Genomic DNA, 17136 nt, shown 5'->3' with positions numbered 1-17136 from the left:
ACCGCAATCGGGCAGCTTTGTTCCCCGTCGTCGGCTATGGTCCTGGGCGCAGCCCGTGGTCCCGCCGAGGCGGCGAAGACTGGTCTATCTCAAAGCATAGAGATAGGCGGCGATGTCACGCGCTTGCTGTTCGGTGATGCCGGTGGAAGGCATGGCGGTGTGCGGATTGATGTCCCTTGCTGACCGTATCCAGCGGATCATGTTCTCCGGATTGTTGGCTAGCACGCCGCCAATATAGATCCTGTCAGATAGACTGGCGTCCAGGCGCGGGCCGACGTGGCCTACCGCACCGGGTACGCCGGTGATGGTGTGGCAGCCGGCGCAGCCATTCGCCAGCATGATCGGTACCGCACGTGCACCGACGCCGCCGGTAGCGGCGTCCGCCTCTTGCTGCACCCGACGGACTCGGTCGGCCCACAATGCGAGCGCGCCGCCCGCGACGACCAACAGAATGCACACGGCGATGATCAATTTAGATGGGCCAGGGCGCATGTGCGATCTTCCTGGTTCCGCTCGTCGTTATCCAGAGGCCGGCCAGCAATAGCGCTGCCCCGCCATAGATAAGGCCGGCCGGGACCCACATAACGAGCCCGGCAAGCTGCTGGTCCTCGATCGGGCTCAAATTCCACACTGCCGCCCCGGCAGCATTCTTCGGGTACCAGAGCTTCGGCGATAGAAGAAGCAGGACGCCGAGCAGGCCGGTGTGCAGGGAGGTGAAGAAAAGATGCATTACGGCACTTCCATAAGCCTGCTGTTGGCCTCGGCGCGGCAGCAACGCCCACCAGAAGAGCAGGCCGGTGCCGAGGAAGCTCGCATGTTGCGCATAATGCAGCACGCCATGCTCGAGCGCTGCCTCAAACAGGACCGGAATGTGCCACACCCATATCGCGATCCCGTGAACAATCGTTGCGGTGACAGGCCGGCTCGCAAAGGTCCAGAGCGCTCGCAGCGATTTGCCACGCCCAACCATACCCAGGGCACGCCGAAACGTTACGGGAAATGCCCACAACAGAGCAGGGGCGGGGCAGGCGATGACCAGCAGCGGCGCAGCCACCGCCATCAGCAACTCGTGCTCGATCATGTGCGCGGCAAACAGCCGCTCGCCGAGAGCATGGATCGGGCTCACCAAGGCCGCCGTCAGCACGCTCCAGCCGGCGGCAAACAGCAGTGCCTGACGCATCCGCAGGGGACGGCCGCGAGCGCTGCGGCGCCACAGGCGCATCGCACCGGCCATGTAGATGAGCGCAACGGCAGTCAGCGGAACCGTGATGGGAAGCGCAAGTGTCCATCCGGCCTCGGGCGCGCCGGAGCCGTAGCAGATCGAGGTGGAGAAGAGCGTGGCCAGGTTCATCGCAGACACTCGTCCAGGATGAGTGCGGCGCTGCCCTGCATGATGATGACCAGTGCAAACAGCAGAGCCGCCAGCATGCCGAGATCGGCGACGAAATGCTCAGTACCGCGCGTGCGCGATGGTTTGAAAGCGGCGCCGCCTTGCCGCTTTGCCTGCCAGGAGAGAGCACCGCCCAGAAGCGAGAACAAGGCAAGCAGCAGCGCTACGGGAAGCACGACCGGCACCTGGTGATTGCATTGCCAGGGCACCAGCGCGTAGTTCAATTGGGTCGAGACCGCCCAACCCAACGGGCCCGACAAAAGCCCACCCCAGGAAGTTCCTAACTGCACCGCGCGCATGTCAGCCGAGCCTCGGTACCCAGTAAATCAGCACATAGATCGGAAGCCAGGTTGCGACCACGAAATCCCAATAGAAAACGTTGTCGCCGACATCGCCGAAGCGTCGTCCGTTATAACCATGGCGCGTGAACATCAGCACCGTCAGCACGATCGTGTCGCCGACGTCTGTTATCAGATGCGTGGTGTGGAGCCCGAGCAGCACCCAAAGCATCGAGCCGTAGGCGTTCGTATCCCAATAGACGTTCAAGGCCGGAAACTCGAACCAGCGCACAAGGAGCGGGGCGAGGCCGAGCAGCGACATGACAACCAGCCCGATCCGCACTGGTACGATGGCGCATTGCTTGGCATAGCGATCGAGGATGTGGTTCGGCACCAGACTGGCGATCAGCAGAAGCGTGACGATCGTTCCTGGCCAATGGTTCGGCTGCGGTGCACTCAACCGCCATTCAGGCCACGAGAGCGCCAGGTAAAGATAGGCGGCTGCGGCGAGCGCAAAGCCGGTGCCCTCCAGGGCCATGAAGCCGAGCGTGCCCCACCAGGTAGGGCTGCGCGGACCATGCCCAAAGGTGGGGAGCCCGGAAACATCTGTGACGGGACGCTCGTTCATTCCTCGTCCTCCGGATCACCTTTAGGCCAGAACCAACCGATCAAGGTGACGGCGATTGGCAGGGCGCCCCACACGATGGCCCAAGGTGTGAAGATCGAATAGAGAAACGTGCCGCCTACGGCGAGCGCCGCAAATAGCGGCCAGATCGAGGGTGTCGCGGATTTCTCGCGGATGTCGGGATGGGCTTCGGCGACTGTCGACACCAGCAGCTCGCGCGTGTCGACGCGAAGCCCGGTCGCTACAGGCAGGGCGTCGCGCTCGGCCCAGAGTGGCTCCACGTTGGTGACGACCGGAATGCGGGCGAAATTATAGCTCGGCGGTGGTGAGGACGTCGCCCATTCCAGCGTGCCGGCCTCCCACGGATTGCTGCCTGCCGGCGCGCCTTTCGACGCGCCATGTGCAAGATTGAAGGTGAACAGGACGAAGCTCAGGAAGAAGACCACGGCACCTGCTGTTATGAACAGGTTGATGTTTCCCCAGCCAAGCTCGGCTGGATAGGTATAGACCCGTCGCGGCATGCCCCACAGGCCGACGATGTGCATCGGGAAAAAGGCGGCGTTGAAGCCGATGAAGGCCAGCCAGAAATGCAAGCGGCCGAGGCGCTCGCTCATCATGCGGCCGGTGATTTTGGGAAACCAGAAATAGGCCGCGCCCAGCAGCGGGAACACCGATCCGCCGATCAGCACATAGTGGAAATGCGCGACGACGAAGTAGGTGTCGTGCACCTGCAGATCCAGCGGCACGGAGGCCAGCATGACGCCGGTGAGACCGCCGATGACGAAGATGAAGAAGAAGCCGAACACAAACAACAATGGCGTGCGGATCACCGGCCTGCCGTCCCACATCGTCGCCAGCCAGCAGAATATCTGCACCCCGTTGGGAATAGCGATCATCATGCTGGAAGCGGTGAAGAAGCTGGCGCCGAGCTTGGGCAGGCCTGTCGCGAACATGTGGTGGACCCACAGGCCGAAGGACAGGAAGCCGACCGCGATCAACGACAAAACCAGGCCGAGATGGCCGAACATCGGTCGCCGGGCGAAGGCCGGGATCATCGAGGAGACCATGCCGGTCGCCGGCAGGAATATGATGTAGACCTCGGGGTGGCCGAAGAACCAGAACAGATGTTGGAACAGCAAGGCGTCACCGCCTTCGGCCGGGTTGAAGATGTGCGTGCCGACCAGCCTGTCGAGAATCAGGAATGTCGAAGTGATCATCACCGCCGGCATTGCGAAGACGACGACAAAGGAGGTGACCAGCATTGCCCAGACGTATAGCGGGATCTTGTCCAGCGACATGCCGGGAGCACGCTGCTTCAAGACCGTGACGATCGTCGCTACCGCCACAGCCAGCGACGATACTTCGGTGTAGGTGATCATCTGCGCCCAGACGTCGGCGCGCTTGCCAGGGGCGAATTCGGGGCCGGACAGCGGCACATAGGCAAACCAGCCGACATCCGGCGCCATGTTGAGAGCGAAAGACACCCAGGCGAACAGGCCGCCCGAGACATAGACCCAGTAACTGAATGCATTCAGCCGCGGAAACGCGATGTTGCGGGTGCCGACCATCAGCGGCACCAGATAAATGCCGGTCGCCTGAACGATCGGTACCGCGAACAGGAACATCATCGTGACGCCGTGCATCGTGAACAGCTGGTTGTAGAGGTCCGGCCCGATCAGCCCACGCTGCGGTCCCGACAGCTGAATACGCATGGCCACTGCGTTGAGCCCGCCCAGACACAGAAAGATGAAGGCAGTGATCAGATAGCGCCTGGCGATCACCTTGTGATCGACGCTCGACAGCGCGCCGATGATGCCGGGAGGCGTACGCCAGGTGCGTTCCAGCCACCGCTGGAGGTCGGCCTTTTCCATGCCGGTATCGCGCGGTCCGTCCTGCTCGGGAGCAAGATCGCCCGTGGAGCCTGCTTCGTCTTCCGCCCGCAGGTCACGTCCGCTCGTCAGGCCGGCGCTGCTCATTTCAACCCCTCGAGATAGGCGACGATGGCATTGAGCTCGTCGCCATTGAGTTCCATTACGGGCATATGGGAGCCGGGCTTGATGCCTTGCGGGTCGGCGATCCAGGCAGCGAGATTACCGCGGCTCATCGTCAGCGTTCCGGCTGCGAGAGTTTGCCGGCTCGCAATGTGGGTAAGATCAGGCGCCACTGTGCCGCCCGCGGGTGTGCCGCCGATCCTGTGGCACATCACGCAGGGCCGCCGGAGGAAAAGGTCGGCGCCGGCCTTGGCTTCGGCGTTCGCCGGAGCGGCGGCGGGCCGCAACTGGTCGTCCAGCCAGGCATCGAACTGCGGCCGCGGCTCGGCAATGATGAAGGTGCCCATGTTGGCGTGCTGCGCGCCGCAGAACTCAGCACATTGACCACGATAGACGCCTGGCTTGTCAGCTCTGATGTCCAGCACATTCATATATCCGGGGATGAGGTCGAGCTTGCCCGCAAGGCTTGGCACCCAGAAGGAGTGAATTACATCCGTCGAAGTCAAAAGAAGCCGAACCGGCTCGCCGGCTGGAATGTGGATCTCGTTCGCCGTCGTCAGGATGCGGCTTGGCTGAGCATTCTCGTAGCGCACTTCCCACCACCATTGGTGGCCGGTCACGCGGATCGTCAGCGCCTCATCCGATCCGATCCCGGCAAGGGTCCTGTTGGCGAAGAAGCTCAACAGGGTTAGCCCAATTAAGATCGCCGCCGTCACCCCAACCGCAGTCACGACCACGCGCATTTTGCGATGTTCGGAAGCGAGGTCGAGGACGAGCGGATCTTTTCCTGTTCGAGCCCGCCGGAACAGGGTGGCGACCAGCACGACCATCACCAGCATCCACACTGCCGCGCACAGTGCGGTGAAGAACCATATCAGCCAGGCGAGCTCGCCCGCGGCGGGGCCTTTCGGATCAAGAGCGGACTGCCAGCCGCTGCAACCTGCAAGGGCCAAGAGAGCGGTTGCGCAACACGCTTTTGGAAAAAAGCGTTTCACGGCGATTTCCCCAGCGTCGCGGCATCGGGCAGGCGATTTTCCGACGGATGGACCATCATGTCGTCGTTACGCTGCGGTGCGGCGGAGGAGGGCGCGTTGCCGCCCAACGAACGCACGAAGGCTGCAAGCTCCCAAATCTGATCATCGGGAATCTTGTTTCGAAAGCTCGGCATGCCGTTAGGCCGACCGTCCCGGATCGTTGCGTGGATACTCTCGATCGAGCTGCCGTAAATCCACTTTTGATCCATCAGCGCCGGTCCCATGCCGCCGCCGCCATTGGCATGGCACCCCGAGCAATTGAACCAGCTGAACAGGCGCTTGCCCTCGCTGAGATGAAAGGCGTTGGCCTCGAAGCTGGCCGCCTTGTTGTCGCTTGGGGATGGCCTTTGGCCGCCTGGCTCCAACGCAGTCACCGGCGTTGGCTGTTGGCCGGACCCAAGGGCCGATTGCGGACGTGTGTCGCGCTCTTCCCGCTGGCAAGCGGCAAGGGCCAGCATCGCCGACAAGAGCACGGTGAGGTTCCGCCTCATCGGTCCGCGCTCCCGCCGGTATCAAGGCGCGGTACACCGTATCGGGCCAGGGTCGCGTCGATCTCAGCCTTGTGCTTGGCAAGGGCTGCCTCCACTTCGTCGCGCAGCGCGTCGTCCCCGCGTCGGACGCCCATGGAGATGTCGTAGACCATTGGCAATTGAGGCCCGTCGATTCGAGGTGTCACGGGCGTGATGCGCAGCGGTATCTTCTGCTTGGCGGCGAAATAACCAGCGAGCGGGCCCCAGACGACGGCAACATCGATCTCGCCGCTGGCCACCGCCTCGACAATGCGCGCGGGCGGGTTGGGGGCCGAATAGTCGCCATAGACTGGATAGCCGACGAGATGACCGACAATGCCGCGGCGGCCGAGTGCCTGGACCGGTGGGGAATTGGCCCCGTCATCGCCGATGAGCTGCACGCCGATGCGCAAAGTGCGCAGGCGTGGATCGTTGAAAGACGTGATCTCGGGACTGTCCTTCCGCGTCACGAAGACATAGGTCGAGCGGTAATAGGGAGCGGTGGCGCGGAGAATTTCGAGATTGGCGGGGGTGCCAGGTATGAGATCGCACAGGCCTGCCTTGAGCGTGTTGCGAACGAAACCGCGGCGTTGGGCCCACCAGGTATAGGAAAGTCTTGCATCCAGTTCTTTGGCGATGATCTGGGCAATCTTGTTTTCGAAGCCCTGTCCAGCGGCGTTGGAAAACGGCATGTTGTTAGGGTCGGCACACACCTTGAGTTCACGTGCGTCGGCGGCAACCGCGAAGAGCAGCGAGGCAAACGCTACCACCGCGGCTACAAGACGTCCGTTCGCCTCGCGTCTTCGAACTGCCGTCAACTCGAAAGCATCAGGGGAGCCGGAACACATAGAGCGTGCCTCCCGCAGTGGTCGCGTTCTTCAGGTCTTTCATCGCGTTGACGAAGCCGAGCGCGGCGGTAGCGTCGCGCGGGTCGAGGTCGCCCGATACGATTGCCCCGGCCCAACCGCCGACGCCGGACAGGATCGCGACATATTGGTGTCCGTCGGGGCCGCGATAGGTGACCGGCTGGCCGATAATCCCGGACGAGGTCTTGAACTGCCAAAGCAATTCCCCTGTCCTTGCGCTCACAGCTTTGAACCAGCCTTCCATTGTGCCGTAGAACACGACGTTGCCGGCGGTTACGACCGCGCCGCTCCACACCGGAAAATTTTCTTTCAGGCTCCAGGCTGGCTTTGCCGCGGCGATGTCCCAGGCGGTGAAGGCACCGCGGTTGCCGCCCGGGCCCGGGATCATGCGCACATTCATGCCGACATAGGGGGTGCCGGCGATGTAGTTCACCTCGAGGCCCTCTTCGTCCATGCACAGATTGTTGTGTGGGATGTAGAGCAGTCCTGTCTTCGGCGAGAACGCGGATGGCTGCCAATCCTTGAGCCCGGATGCTGTCGGGCAGATATCCCGGATCACCTTGCCGGTGCCGGTTTTCTTGTCGGGGTTTTCGATCAGGCGCCCGGTTTTCAGATCGACGCCCTTGCTGGAATTAACGGCCCCATAGGGTGTCGCCGACAGGACCTCCCCGGTGGTCCGATCCAGAATGTAGAGATAGCCGTTGCGCTCCGGGCGGACCAGCACCTTGCGCGGCTTACCCTGCCAATTCATATCGAGCAGGATCTGCTCGTTGATGCCGTCGTAATCGTGCAGGTCGTGCGGGCTCCATTGGTAGAACCATTTCGCGGCCCCGGTATCGGGGTCGCGCGCGAAAATGCCGGAGGTCCATTTGTTGTCGCCGGGTCGAAGATCCGGATTCCACGGCCCTGGATTACCGGTCCCGTGATAGATCAAGTTGAGGTCCGGATCGTAAGAGATCCAGCCCCACATATTGCCGCCGCCGATCTTCCAGGCTTCCGGCGGCCATGTGGTCACGCCAAGGTCCTTGCCCCTGTCCATGTCGTAATGCGGCTTGAAATCCGGCCCGATCAGCACGTCCTTGTCCGGTCCGGTGCCGTAGGCCGTCCAGACGACATGTCCGTCGCCCGCGTCCAGCGCCTTGACCCAGCCGCGCACGCCCATCTCGCCGCCGGAATTGCCGACGAGCACTTTGCCCTTCACCACAAGCGGCGCCATGGTTATGGTCTCGCCGATATTGATGTTGCCGATATGCGCGTTCCACACTGGTTGGCCAGTGGCGGCATCCAGCGCGATCGTGTGACCATCCAGCGTGTTGAAGAAGAGGCGCCCGTCGGCGAAGACCGCACCGCGGTTGACGACGTCGCAGCAGGCAACGCCCTGCGCGGCAGGTTCAGGATTTGGCTCATATTTCCATTTCATCGGCGCGCCCGGCTTGGAAAGATCGAGCGCGTAGACGATGTTTGGAAAAGGCGTCACGATATACATCGTGTTTCCGACGACGAGTGGCGCCGCTTCCTGACCCTTGTTCACTCCGGTCGAAAAGGTGAAGGCAACTTGAAGGTTCTTGACATTGTCCTCGTTAATGTCCGCCAATTCGCTGTAGCGCGTCGAGGCATAATTCTTAGCCGGCATTGTCCATTGGCCGTCATCGGGTGGCGCGGCCGCGGCGGGCGGTGCGATGGCGGGTGTGACCGCAGACTGCGCGGCCGCGGCGTTCAGCAATGAGCAGCCTGCGGCCAGCACCAGCCACTTCAACGGCCTAAAGTCAAAACACCGGCCCCTTTCCGCTCCTCGACCGTCTGGTGTCGCCCATGCGTATTTCCCCGCCAGTTTCAGCAATCCCCTCATTTGCGGATCGAACCTCCCACTCCGGCGCCGAGTTCCGCAGCGATGTCCGCCTCGGTTCCCGCGCACAACGGATGACCCCAACCGGAGGCGCTCTTTCCGCCGGGATCGAGATCGTAGATGATAGCGTCCTTGGCGCTGGGATTGACGCCCGCCGGAACCTTGTCCAACCCTAGGTCCGCACGCAGCCGCCAAGCGACATTGTGATCGGCGCACGAGGAGTCGCCGCTGATGCCAAGCCCGCCGACAATCGTTTTGCCGTCGTAGAGAGCAAGGCCGCCGCCAAATGCCACGACGCCGCCGATCGGCTTGCCAATCAGCGGATCGCTCGCACTCCCAAAGGCCTTGCTGTCGCCGGCATAGGCGGCTGCCTGGTTGACAGGATTGGTAAGCTGCAATCCGAACAAGGGGGCGCCTGGCTGAACAGACGCATATAGGTTCGCCGTCGAGAGAGCCATCTGGACAACGCTGAGCCCGTTGGCCGTGCTGGCCTTTTCGGCTGCGATCAGCCGGCTGCCGGGCCACTGCGCATCGCTGGTGGGGCCGCTGAAAGCAACAGCGCAAACTGTTCCGTCACGCGTAACGATCGCCGCCCATTCATTGGTCTCGAAGCCGCCATTGGCAGGGCCGCCGCTTGCTTTGACGTTTGCCTTGAGGGCAGCCAGGAGCTTGGCGTGGTCGGCGGGGCAGGGTAGCTGTGCCCAAGCCCTGCTTTGCAGCAAGGCGCAATTAACGAGTACCAGGAGGCTGAAAGCCAGGGAGAAAAGCTGTGGGCGACCCATGATCCGGAGCATTCGTTGAACACGACGTGGAAAGTGAGAGCGCTCACAGAGCAAGGAATCCCCTCGCAAACTGAGCTATGTTCCCGCACTGTCAATGGAACTCGGACGAGGCCCCTATGTTCCTGCTTCCTGAAATTATGATGGAAGGCATAGACGTTGCGACATAGGCAGCAGCTCATTGAAAAGGCATCGACGCAGCCCGCTGGTCACCCTCCCATGTTGGCCGCAGCAGGATGACAGCCCGGAAAAGCACGCTTGGTCACGCATGCGGCCAGCCGACGTCCGAGGTAGTCTAAGCCATCATCCGAAGCGGCACGGTGTGACGGGAAATGATGCGTCCGAGTTCGCCTTCGTCCTCGATGCCGCTCTGGATCCGCCGTCGCCAGCGCTACGGGATCGCGTCCAGGTCAAGACCGGGGCATGCGGCTGCCAGAAGGCGAGGGAGCCTGCCCTCATCACACCCTGGCCCGCTAATCCGGCGCAACTATGTATTTCGCAGCGTCCAAGGTGCAAACGCCGTGCGGACTGTGAGCTATGGGCAAGTTTTCCAACAGAGCATCGTCATCACTGGGGGTACGAGTGGTATCGGCTTGGCTCTCCGCACCTATGGATTTCGACGCCTGAAGGTGCAGACGCTATGCGCAAGGTAGCCGAACCGAGGGACGGGCGGTCTTGCGCCCAGGCCACGGAGCTGGAACCGCATCATGGCATCATGTGAGCCTGATGCGCATCCATCGCTCCCATGTTCTGGCTGAGATGATTCATGATCCACACCGAGCCCAAAACGACCAAGGTCACGATCAGCACACCGAAAGCGAGCGCGAGCACGTTGTTGGTGTTGTCAGGTCCTGTCGTCAGGTGCAGGAAAAAGACGAGATGGACGCCCATTTGTGCGATGGCAAGCACCGTCAGGGCCGAGATCACGGCCGGCTGGTAAATCAGATCGGTTTGTGCCGCAATGAAGGACGCCACTGACAACAGGATTGCCAGGCCAAAGCCCAGCAGATAGCCGGAAAGGCCTCCCGCCACCTCGTGTTCCTCGCTGCGTTCTTCGCCTGGTGCGGAATCGCGGCGGTCAAGCATGTCCTCGTTCCGGCTGTCCATTTCGCTCATGATGACGCTCCCAGCAGATAGACCAGGGTGAAGATGGCGATCCAGATGATGTCGAGCGCGTGCCAGAACAGGCTGAAGCAGTGAAGCCGGCGCAATATGTCGGGACGAAAGCCTTTTATCCAGAGCTGCGCCATCATGGTGCCGAGCCAAAGCAGGCCAAGTCCAACATGGGTTCCGTGGCAGCCCACAAGGGCGAAGAACGCGGACAGGAAGGCGCTACGTGATGGGCCCGCCTGCTCATTCACCATGGCCGCGAATTCCTGCACCTCCAGGAACAGGAAGGCTGCACCAAGCAGGCCGGTCACCAGCAACCAGAACTGGGTGGCGGCCATCGACCGGCGGTGGGTCGCGAGCATCGCAAGGCCGCCGGCGAAGCTCGAGGTGAGCAGCAGCGCCGTCTGTGCCGCGACGCGCGTCAACTCAAACAGCTCCTTGCCTGTTGGCCCGCCCGCCGCCGAATTGGACAGGACGGCATACGCGGCGAAGAAAGCCGAGAACATTATGATGTCCGACAACAGGAAGATCCAAAAGCCGTAGGCAACCGTGACGAACTTGGAGGCCGGGCCACCCTCGCCGTGGCCGGTCGCCGAGAACACGTGATGGCCATGCCCTGCGGTGCGACCCAGCCGGTAGGGATCGCGCGTTGCGGCGTCGGCGGGGATGTCGCTCATGCCACACGCTCGCGTCTGCGCATCCAGGCAAGCTGGGCTGCCTTGCGGTCAAGATCGATGCGACCGACCTCGTCGGCAGGGATCTCGTAATCGCCATGCTCGCGCCAGGCGAATACAACGAAGGTGGCATAGGCCCCGATGAAGCCGACAATCGCCAACCACCAGATGTGCCAGATGAGCGCGAAGCCAATCAGAGTGCTGAAGAAGGCGGTGACGAAGCCTGTGGGGCTATTGCGCGGCATCTCGATCGCCTCGTAGTCTTCTTCGGTCTCCTGACTCTGCTCGTCCATTGCCCTTTGCTTGATGGTCCAGTAGGGCTCCTCGTTTTCGACATGCGGCAGCCGCGCGTAGTTGAAGACGGGCGGCGGCGAGGATGTCGACCATTCCAGCGAGCGTCCGTCCCAAGGATCGCCGGTTTCGTCGCGCAACTCGTCGCGATGCCTGATCGAGACGACAAGCTGCGTGATTTGGCATGCGGCGCCGATGATCATCACCACGATTCCGAAGGCCGCTACGACAAGCCACGGCGCCCACATATCCATGTCGATATGCTGAAGGCGGCGGGTCATGCCGAGAAGGCCGACGATATAGAGCGGCACGAACACCAGAATGTAGCCGGCAAGCGTGACCCAGAACGCCGCCTTGCCCCAACCCTCATGCAGCCGGAACCCGAAGGCTTTCGGGAACCAGTAGGTGAAGCCGGCAAAGGCCGCGAACAGCACGCCCGAGATGATGACGTTGTGAAAATGCGCCACGAGAAAGAGCGAATTGTGCAGCATGAAATCGGCCGGCGGAACGGCGAGCAGCACGCCGGTCATGCCGCCGATGATGAACGTGGTGACAAAGCCTAGCGCCCAGAGCATTGGCGTTTCGAAGCGCACGCGCCCGCCATACATGGTGAAGAGCCAGTTGTAGATCTTGACGCCGGTGCCGACGGCGATAACCGAGGTGGCGATGCCGAAAGCCGCATTGACATCGGCGCCGGCGCCCATGGTGAAGAAGTGGTGCAGCCAGACCATGAAGGAGACGATGCAGATGAACATCGTCGCCGCAACCATCGAACGATAGCCGAACAGCGGTTTCGACGAGAAGGTCGAGAAGATTTCCGAATAGATCCCGAAGGCGGGAAGCACGAGGATGTAGACCTCGGGGTGACCCCAGGCCCAGATGAGATTGACGAACATCATCTGGTTGCCCCCGGCTTCGTTGGTGAAAAAATGGAAGTCGAGATAGCGGTCGAGGGTTAGCATGGCGAGGGTTGCGGTAAGGATAGGGAATGCGGCGACGATGAGCATGTTGGAGGCAAGCGAGGTCCAGCAGAACATCGGCATGCGCAGATAGCCCATGCCTGGCGCGCGCATCTTGAGGATGGTGGTCGCCAGGTTGACGCCCGTGAGCAGGGTGCCGACGCCGGAGATCTGAATCGACCACAGATAATAGTCGACGCCGACGCCTGGCGAGTAGGTCGTCTCCGACAGCGGTGCATAAGGCAGCCAGCCGGTGCGCGCGAACTCGCCGACGACGAGCGAAATGTTGACGAGCAGCGCGCCGGTCGCGGTCAGCCAGAAGCTCACTGAATTCAGCGTCGGGAAGGCGACGTCGCGGATGCCGAGCTGCAGCGGGATGACGAAATTCATCAGCCCAATGACAAAGGGCATCGCGGCGAAGAAGATCATGATCGTGCCGTGGGCCGAAAAGACCTGGTCGTAGTGCTCCGACGGCAGGTATCCCGGCCCGTGGATGGCGAGCACCTGCTGGGTACGCATCATGACGGCGTCAACGAAGCCGCGCAGGAGCATCAGCGCCGCCAGCACGATATACATGACGCCGATCCGCTTGTGGTCGACGGAGGTTATCCACTCATACCAAAGATAGGGCCAGTAGCCTTTGATCGTTACCCAGGTCAGAACGGCGGCGGCGGCCAGGAAGACGATCAGGGCCGCGCCGAGCGGAATAGGCTGGTCAAAGGGAACGGCCGACCAGTCGAGCTTGCCGAGCATCGTCATCCTCCTTCATCGTGCTGGTGAGCCATGGGCGGCGCTCCCGCCTTGGGCTCAGCTTTCGGGCTCACCTGCGGCCCTCCGGCGGCAGTTCCAGCAGGTCCCGGCCCTGGAGGCAGCGACTGGCGCACGACCGCATCGAACAAGCCCGGCTGCACATGGCCGAACGAGGATGCCGGCGCGTTGATGCTTTGCCTGGCAAGCTGGCGATAGGCGCTGGCGTTGAGCACGCCGCCTCCGCCATGCAAGGAGGAGGCCCAACTGGCGAAGGCGTCAGCCGAGACTGCCCTGACACGGAAATTCATGTCCGAAAAGCCATCGCCACTGAAATGCGCCGACAGGCCGAAGTACTCGCCCTCGCGATCAGCCTGCAGGTTGACCTCGGTCTGCATGCCATTCATGGCATAGACCATGCTGCCGAGCTGCGGCACGAAGAAGGTGTTCATGACGCTGGCCGAGGTCAGTCTGAAACGCAGCGGCATGCCGGTTGGAATAACCAGCTGGTTGACCGTTCCGACACCTTGATCGGGATAGAGGAACAGCCACTTCCAGTCGAGCGCCACCACCTGGATTTCGATTGGCGGCCGGCTGGAGTCGATCGGCTTGCGAGGATCGAGATGGTACGATCCATAATAGATCAAGCCGCCGAGGAAGAGGATGGTCAGCGTCGGAATCGACCAGACGATGAGCTCGATCCGGCCGGAATACGTGAACTCTGGATCATACCGAGCCCTGCTGTTCGAGGCACGAAATATCCAGGCGAAGGCAAGCAGCGCGACCAGCGTCGGAATGACGATGACCAGCATCACGGCCAGTGAGTTCAGGAGGATCGTGCGGTTCCCCGCGCCGACCGGTCCCTGCGGGTCGAGCACGCCTCCCGCGCAACCCGACAGGGTTACCGCTGCGAAAATCCAGAGAAGCGATAGGCCTCGACTACAACAGTGTAACACTGCAAAACATCATAGCCAGCCGCCGTCCCCGGGATGAGTACCTTCATAACTGCGGCGCGGGCTGCTTGTTCCGCAAAGGCGCGCTTTTGTCTCCAACGGCAACTGCATCGAGATGACGGAGCGTCTCGCGCGCCCCACGCTCCGATCTCAACTTGTTCTACGTCAGCGCTACGGCAAGCTGGCCCGTGTGGTCGGCCTGCCTTGTCTGCGGAAATGGACAGCAAATGTCCAACTCGGGTGCTATGGCGAACGCGAGCCCTACAAGATGCAACCCAACCTCGGGCGAGACGCCGTTGCGCGCTGGGACGTTTCGCGATCACGCAATATCGGTTTGGCTTGGCTCTTAAAGGTTCCGCCCCGTGTGTTCCTCCCCGGCGAGCTGTTGAGCTCGCGACTCGCGATGCGCGTCAGCAGGTCTCCGATTGCCTGCTATGTAGGTGCGATTTCAGGCAACCAACTCGAGCTGCCAGCATTGATTTGGGACAGTCTCGGGAGAAATGCCATGCTGCAATTCAACCTGCCTCGAGAAGTTGCAATCGGTGATGAAGTTGCCCTGACGAGTACGGTCATGGACATGCTTCCCAGCGGACGCGCCAGGGTGAGCATCCCCTCCTATGATCGTCCTTATGCGATCGATGCGCCCCCCAGAACTCACGTCGGAGACAAAGTCGTTCTTGTTGGGGACGTCACTCGGGTCGATCTTGAAACCAACAAGCTGAGCGTACGGATTGACTGTGGCGGTGTGGTTACCGTCCACATGTCGGCGATCATAAGGCTGAAGAAAAATTGCGCGGCCCGAAATGGCTGACGCATCACCCCGCGACGTAAAGCTCGCCAACGAGGCCGAGCTCGGGGGATGGGATTATCCACGCCATCTCGCCGCGCCAGCTTTACCGACGGGCTGCGCTCGATGAAGCGTGATCCCATTGGCGAGGTGGCCGAACTCGCGCGCTATATCGGCTACTGGGAGCCGAGCCACGAAGCGCTTGACGCCGACCGTGCGATCCAGACCGGGGTCCGCATCGCGGTGCTGGCAGTGGCGGAAGCGGTCAAAGAACGACGTGCAGGGCAGTTTCCGCCGATCGTGACAGGCCACGACGCTCCGCGTCCGATATGGCGTGACGGATGAGGGAGATGCCACACTGGTTTCGCGGTGCCTGGATTCTCTTGAAGGATGCCGTCACCGGCTTCATCAACGACAATGCGTTGAGCCACGGGGCAGCGGTGGCTTTCTACGCCACGACATCGCTGGCGCCGATCCTTCTGATCGTCGTGGCGGTCGCTGGTCTGGCGGTGGGCAAGGATGCGGCCCAGCTCGCCCTGTCGGCACAGATATCCGGCGTGATGGGCGCGCAGAGTGCCGATCTACTCAAGGCGACGATCGAGACGGCTTCGCACCGATGGTCCGGGACGCTTGCCACGGTCATCGGATTGGTGACGCTCTTCTTCACTGCCTCCGGTGTTTTCGGTGAGATGCAACAGTCGCTGAACGAGATCTGGAAGGTAAAAGCCGACGGCCTGTCGCTTTCGCGCCTGGTGCGGGCGCGTGCGGTAAGTCTCGGCCTGGTTGCCGCACTGGGCTTCATGCTGATGGTATCGCTGGCGGCAAGCGCAGCGATCACCGCGCTAAGCGAAGTCATCAATCACCACCTGCCGTTCGGCGAACTGGTGCTCAGCACGGTCAACACGGTTGTCTCTTTCTTGCTGATTGGGCTGCTCTTCGCAGCGATCTACAAGGTCTTGCCGGATCGCACGCTCAAATGGCGCGATGTTGCCGTCGGGTCGGTGGTCACTGCGTTGCTGTTCACCATCGGCAAGTCGCTGATCGGCTGGTACATCGGCACCAGCGCGATAGCGACTTCCTACGGAGCGGCAGGCGCGCTGATGGTGGTGCTGCTTTGGGTCTATTATTCAGCGCAGATCTTCCTCTTCGGTGCCGAAATTACGCGCGCTTACTCGGTCAGGCGTGGAAGCCGGCCAGACCTTGCGCCGGTAGTGGTGTTGAGCGGCAACAAGATAGACACGCCGCGCCGGCCTGAAGTGCATGACGGCGAGATCGCCGCATGGATTGTCGTAAGCAGCCTGATCACCGCGCTGGTCTCGCAATTGTGGCGGCGAAAACAGGATTGACGCCGCGCGGGGGCACCGTTGCAAAAAGCGAAAGCCGTAGCATCTTGATCCAGCCCCATATGGGCGCAGCACTACTGAGGATAACAGGATCCCGGCCGCTGCGCAGGAGCAAGGCGAAGGTTATCCGTGCTGTCCGGCAGCCTTGACCCGTGGATCGCGGCGCGGTCGTGCCGCGCGTTTGGACACTTGGCGCCTGTGGCTTCGCAGAAGGAGTCGGTCTGCCACAGCGGGAGGTTCGGCACAGCGCGGGCCCGCACTGTGCTCCGGCATTCAGGTGCCGTGGTGGAGGACTTAAGCGGTGCGAAGGCACTGTTTCCTTACCTCGGACCTGCAAATCGGGGCCTTGGCTCGGCGCCGTGTCGATCATCGGTAGCATCGCGCGTTAACCCTGATAGACACTCACCGGGCGGGATCGAAACCCCGGGAAAAAGCGGGTCGAAGCTGAGCGGCCGAGTTCTCCAAATCGGTGACCGTTAGCGGCTGGCCGTCTCCGAGGTCGACTGCGAAAATGCGGGCTTTACAGACAGGCGATTACGGCTGCCGCCCCTGCAGTCAGAAATGGGCTTCTTTTCATGTGGAGATCCTCACCGAAAGATACATTGATCAAATCATATTGTTCGATTTCGGGGTCGAAAGGGGTATCTCTAACATATGCCATCGCAATAAGAAGAATTGGACGAGATGCAATTCATTGGGATAAATTGCACATAACGCAATGACCCGATGAATTGTAGGTTGAGCGGGCAACAAAGGCATTGCGAACATCTGTCGTCTTGTCTGTGATTTAACCATAGCTGGTACATGAGAAGGCAATTGGTGATCGGCGGGCCGGGCAAGCGCTATTCCTCCGCGATTTGGAGACGGTGCGCCCGCTCCCGAATGTGCCCGGCGTCGCGATACAGGCGGCGTGAGTTGGATATGCAAGAGAGGGCTTGCAGTGCACCAACGTGC

General features: G+C 61.7%; 17 protein-coding genes. 3 read left to right on the top strand and 14 right to left on the bottom strand.

What is annotated here, in order from left to right; genetic code table 11:
* Nucleotides 1–84 precede the first annotated feature (84 nt).
* The 14 genes from FJ964_RS20980 to cyoA all read right to left on the bottom strand — a co-directional run bounded on the left by FJ964_RS20980 (nucleotide 85) and on the right by cyoA (nucleotide 14055).
* Nucleotides 85–471: a c-type cytochrome gene (locus tag FJ964_RS20980; RefSeq protein ID WP_318012708.1), complete on the bottom strand. Its 387-nt coding sequence runs from the start codon at nucleotides 469–471 to the stop codon at nucleotides 85–87.
* A 1-nt stretch (nucleotide 472) separates the two neighbouring features.
* A complete protein-coding gene (locus tag FJ964_RS20975) occupies nucleotides 473–1351 on the bottom strand; it encodes a cytochrome c oxidase assembly protein (protein ID WP_140552159.1) in 879 nt (292 codons plus the stop codon).
* Nucleotides 1348–1650, bottom strand: a complete 303-nt coding sequence (locus tag FJ964_RS20970) for a hypothetical protein (protein WP_224717420.1) — start codon at nucleotides 1648–1650, stop codon at nucleotides 1348–1350. The genes FJ964_RS20975 and FJ964_RS20970 overlap by 4 nt, the downstream gene beginning before the upstream one ends.
* 40 nt (nucleotides 1651–1690) lie before the next feature.
* On the bottom strand, nucleotides 1691–2296 hold the full coding sequence (locus tag FJ964_RS20965; RefSeq protein WP_140552157.1) for a cytochrome c oxidase subunit 3: 606 nt from the start codon (nucleotides 2294–2296) through the stop codon (nucleotides 1691–1693).
* Nucleotides 2293–4269, bottom strand: coding sequence for a cytochrome c oxidase subunit I (gene ctaD, locus FJ964_RS20960; RefSeq protein WP_140552156.1), 1977 nt, complete (start codon nucleotides 4267–4269; stop codon nucleotides 2293–2295). Before ctaD ends, FJ964_RS20965 begins: the two co-directional genes overlap by 4 nt.
* The gene (gene coxB, locus FJ964_RS20955) at nucleotides 4266–5237 is read right to left on the bottom strand and encodes a cytochrome c oxidase subunit II (RefSeq protein WP_224713301.1); all 972 of its coding nucleotides are present in this window, start codon (nucleotides 5235–5237) and stop codon (nucleotides 4266–4268) included. The genes ctaD and coxB overlap by 4 nt, the downstream gene beginning before the upstream one ends.
* Before the next feature lie 38 nt (nucleotides 5238–5275).
* A complete protein-coding gene (locus tag FJ964_RS20950; protein ID WP_140552154.1) occupies nucleotides 5276–5809 on the bottom strand; it encodes a c-type cytochrome in 534 nt (177 codons plus the stop codon).
* A complete protein-coding gene (locus FJ964_RS20945; RefSeq protein WP_140552153.1) occupies nucleotides 5806–6675 on the bottom strand; it encodes a substrate-binding domain-containing protein in 870 nt (289 codons plus the stop codon). Before FJ964_RS20945 ends, FJ964_RS20950 begins: the two co-directional genes overlap by 4 nt.
* The gene (locus tag FJ964_RS20940; protein WP_263493498.1) at nucleotides 6656–8416 is read right to left on the bottom strand and encodes a methanol/ethanol family PQQ-dependent dehydrogenase; all 1761 of its coding nucleotides are present in this window, start codon (nucleotides 8414–8416) and stop codon (nucleotides 6656–6658) included. The genes FJ964_RS20945 and FJ964_RS20940 overlap by 20 nt, the downstream gene beginning before the upstream one ends.
* Nucleotides 8417–8538: 122 nt before the next feature.
* A complete protein-coding gene (locus FJ964_RS20935; protein ID WP_246676204.1) occupies nucleotides 8539–9375 on the bottom strand; it encodes a heme-binding protein in 837 nt (278 codons plus the stop codon).
* A 648-nt stretch (nucleotides 9376–10023) separates the two neighbouring features.
* Complete coding sequence (gene cyoD, locus FJ964_RS20930; RefSeq protein WP_140517457.1) at nucleotides 10024–10434, bottom strand: cytochrome o ubiquinol oxidase subunit IV; 411 nt, start codon at nucleotides 10432–10434, stop codon at nucleotides 10024–10026.
* Nucleotides 10431–11105, bottom strand: coding sequence for a cytochrome o ubiquinol oxidase subunit III (gene cyoC / locus FJ964_RS20925; RefSeq protein ID WP_140552151.1), 675 nt, complete (start codon nucleotides 11103–11105; stop codon nucleotides 10431–10433). Before cyoC ends, cyoD begins: the two co-directional genes overlap by 4 nt.
* Nucleotides 11102–13105, bottom strand: coding sequence for a cytochrome o ubiquinol oxidase subunit I (gene cyoB, locus FJ964_RS20920; protein ID WP_181172551.1), 2004 nt, complete (start codon nucleotides 13103–13105; stop codon nucleotides 11102–11104). The genes cyoC and cyoB overlap by 4 nt, the downstream gene beginning before the upstream one ends.
* 2 nt (nucleotides 13106–13107) lie before the next feature.
* Complete coding sequence (gene cyoA / locus FJ964_RS20915; protein WP_140552149.1) at nucleotides 13108–14055, bottom strand: ubiquinol oxidase subunit II; 948 nt, start codon at nucleotides 14053–14055, stop codon at nucleotides 13108–13110.
* A gap of 502 nt (nucleotides 14056–14557) precedes the next feature.
* On the opposite strand from cyoA, the gene FJ964_RS20910 reads away from it, so the two are divergent.
* The 3 genes from FJ964_RS20910 to FJ964_RS20900 all read left to right on the top strand — a co-directional run bounded on the left by FJ964_RS20910 (nucleotide 14558) and on the right by FJ964_RS20900 (nucleotide 16185).
* Nucleotides 14558–14863: a preprotein translocase subunit YajC gene (locus FJ964_RS20910; protein ID WP_140552148.1), complete on the top strand. Its 306-nt coding sequence runs from the start codon at nucleotides 14558–14560 to the stop codon at nucleotides 14861–14863.
* Between the two features lie 102 nt (nucleotides 14864–14965).
* A complete protein-coding gene (locus FJ964_RS20905; RefSeq protein WP_140552147.1) occupies nucleotides 14966–15184 on the top strand; it encodes a hypothetical protein in 219 nt (72 codons plus the stop codon).
* A gap of 5 nt (nucleotides 15185–15189) precedes the next feature.
* Entirely contained in the window at nucleotides 15190–16185 is a 996-nt protein-coding gene (locus tag FJ964_RS20900; protein WP_140552146.1) for a YihY/virulence factor BrkB family protein, read from the top strand.
* The last annotated feature ends 951 nt before the right edge of the window (nucleotides 16186–17136 follow it).

The organism is Mesorhizobium sp. B2-3-2, from assembly GCF_006442295.1.
Taxonomy (GTDB): Bacteria; Pseudomonadota; Alphaproteobacteria; order Rhizobiales; family Rhizobiaceae; genus Mesorhizobium.
This window is presented reverse-complemented; position numbering and strand designations above follow the sequence as displayed.

Excerpts from the sequence above, each read along its gene's own strand:
- FJ964_RS20975 (WP_140552159.1), bottom strand. The coding sequence starts at position 1,351 with ATGAACCTGGCCACGCTCTTCTCCACCTCGATCTGCTACGGCTCCGGC.
- FJ964_RS20965 (WP_140552157.1), bottom strand. The coding sequence starts at position 2,296 with ATGAACGAGCGTCCCGTCACAGATGTTTCCGGGCTCCCCACCTTTGGG.
- ctaD (WP_140552156.1), bottom strand. The coding sequence starts at position 4,269 with ATGAGCAGCGCCGGCCTGACGAGCGGACGTGACCTGCGGGCGGAAGAC.
- FJ964_RS20950 (WP_140552154.1), bottom strand. The coding sequence starts at position 5,809 with ATGAGGCGGAACCTCACCGTGCTCTTGTCGGCGATGCTGGCCCTTGCC.
- FJ964_RS20945 (WP_140552153.1), bottom strand. The coding sequence starts at position 6,675 with ATGTGTTCCGGCTCCCCTGATGCTTTCGAGTTGACGGCAGTTCGAAGA.
- cyoD (WP_140517457.1), bottom strand. The coding sequence starts at position 10,434 with ATGAGCGAAATGGACAGCCGGAACGAGGACATGCTTGACCGCCGCGAT.
- cyoC (WP_140552151.1), bottom strand. The coding sequence starts at position 11,105 with ATGAGCGACATCCCCGCCGACGCCGCAACGCGCGATCCCTACCGGCTG.
- cyoB (WP_181172551.1), bottom strand. The coding sequence starts at position 13,105 with ATGCTCGGCAAGCTCGACTGGTCGGCCGTTCCCTTTGACCAGCCTATT.
- FJ964_RS20910 (WP_140552148.1), top strand. The coding sequence starts at position 14,558 with ATGCTGCAATTCAACCTGCCTCGAGAAGTTGCAATCGGTGATGAAGTT.
- FJ964_RS20905 (WP_140552147.1), top strand. The coding sequence starts at position 14,966 with ATGAAGCGTGATCCCATTGGCGAGGTGGCCGAACTCGCGCGCTATATC.
- FJ964_RS20900 (WP_140552146.1), top strand. The coding sequence starts at position 15,190 with ATGCCACACTGGTTTCGCGGTGCCTGGATTCTCTTGAAGGATGCCGTC.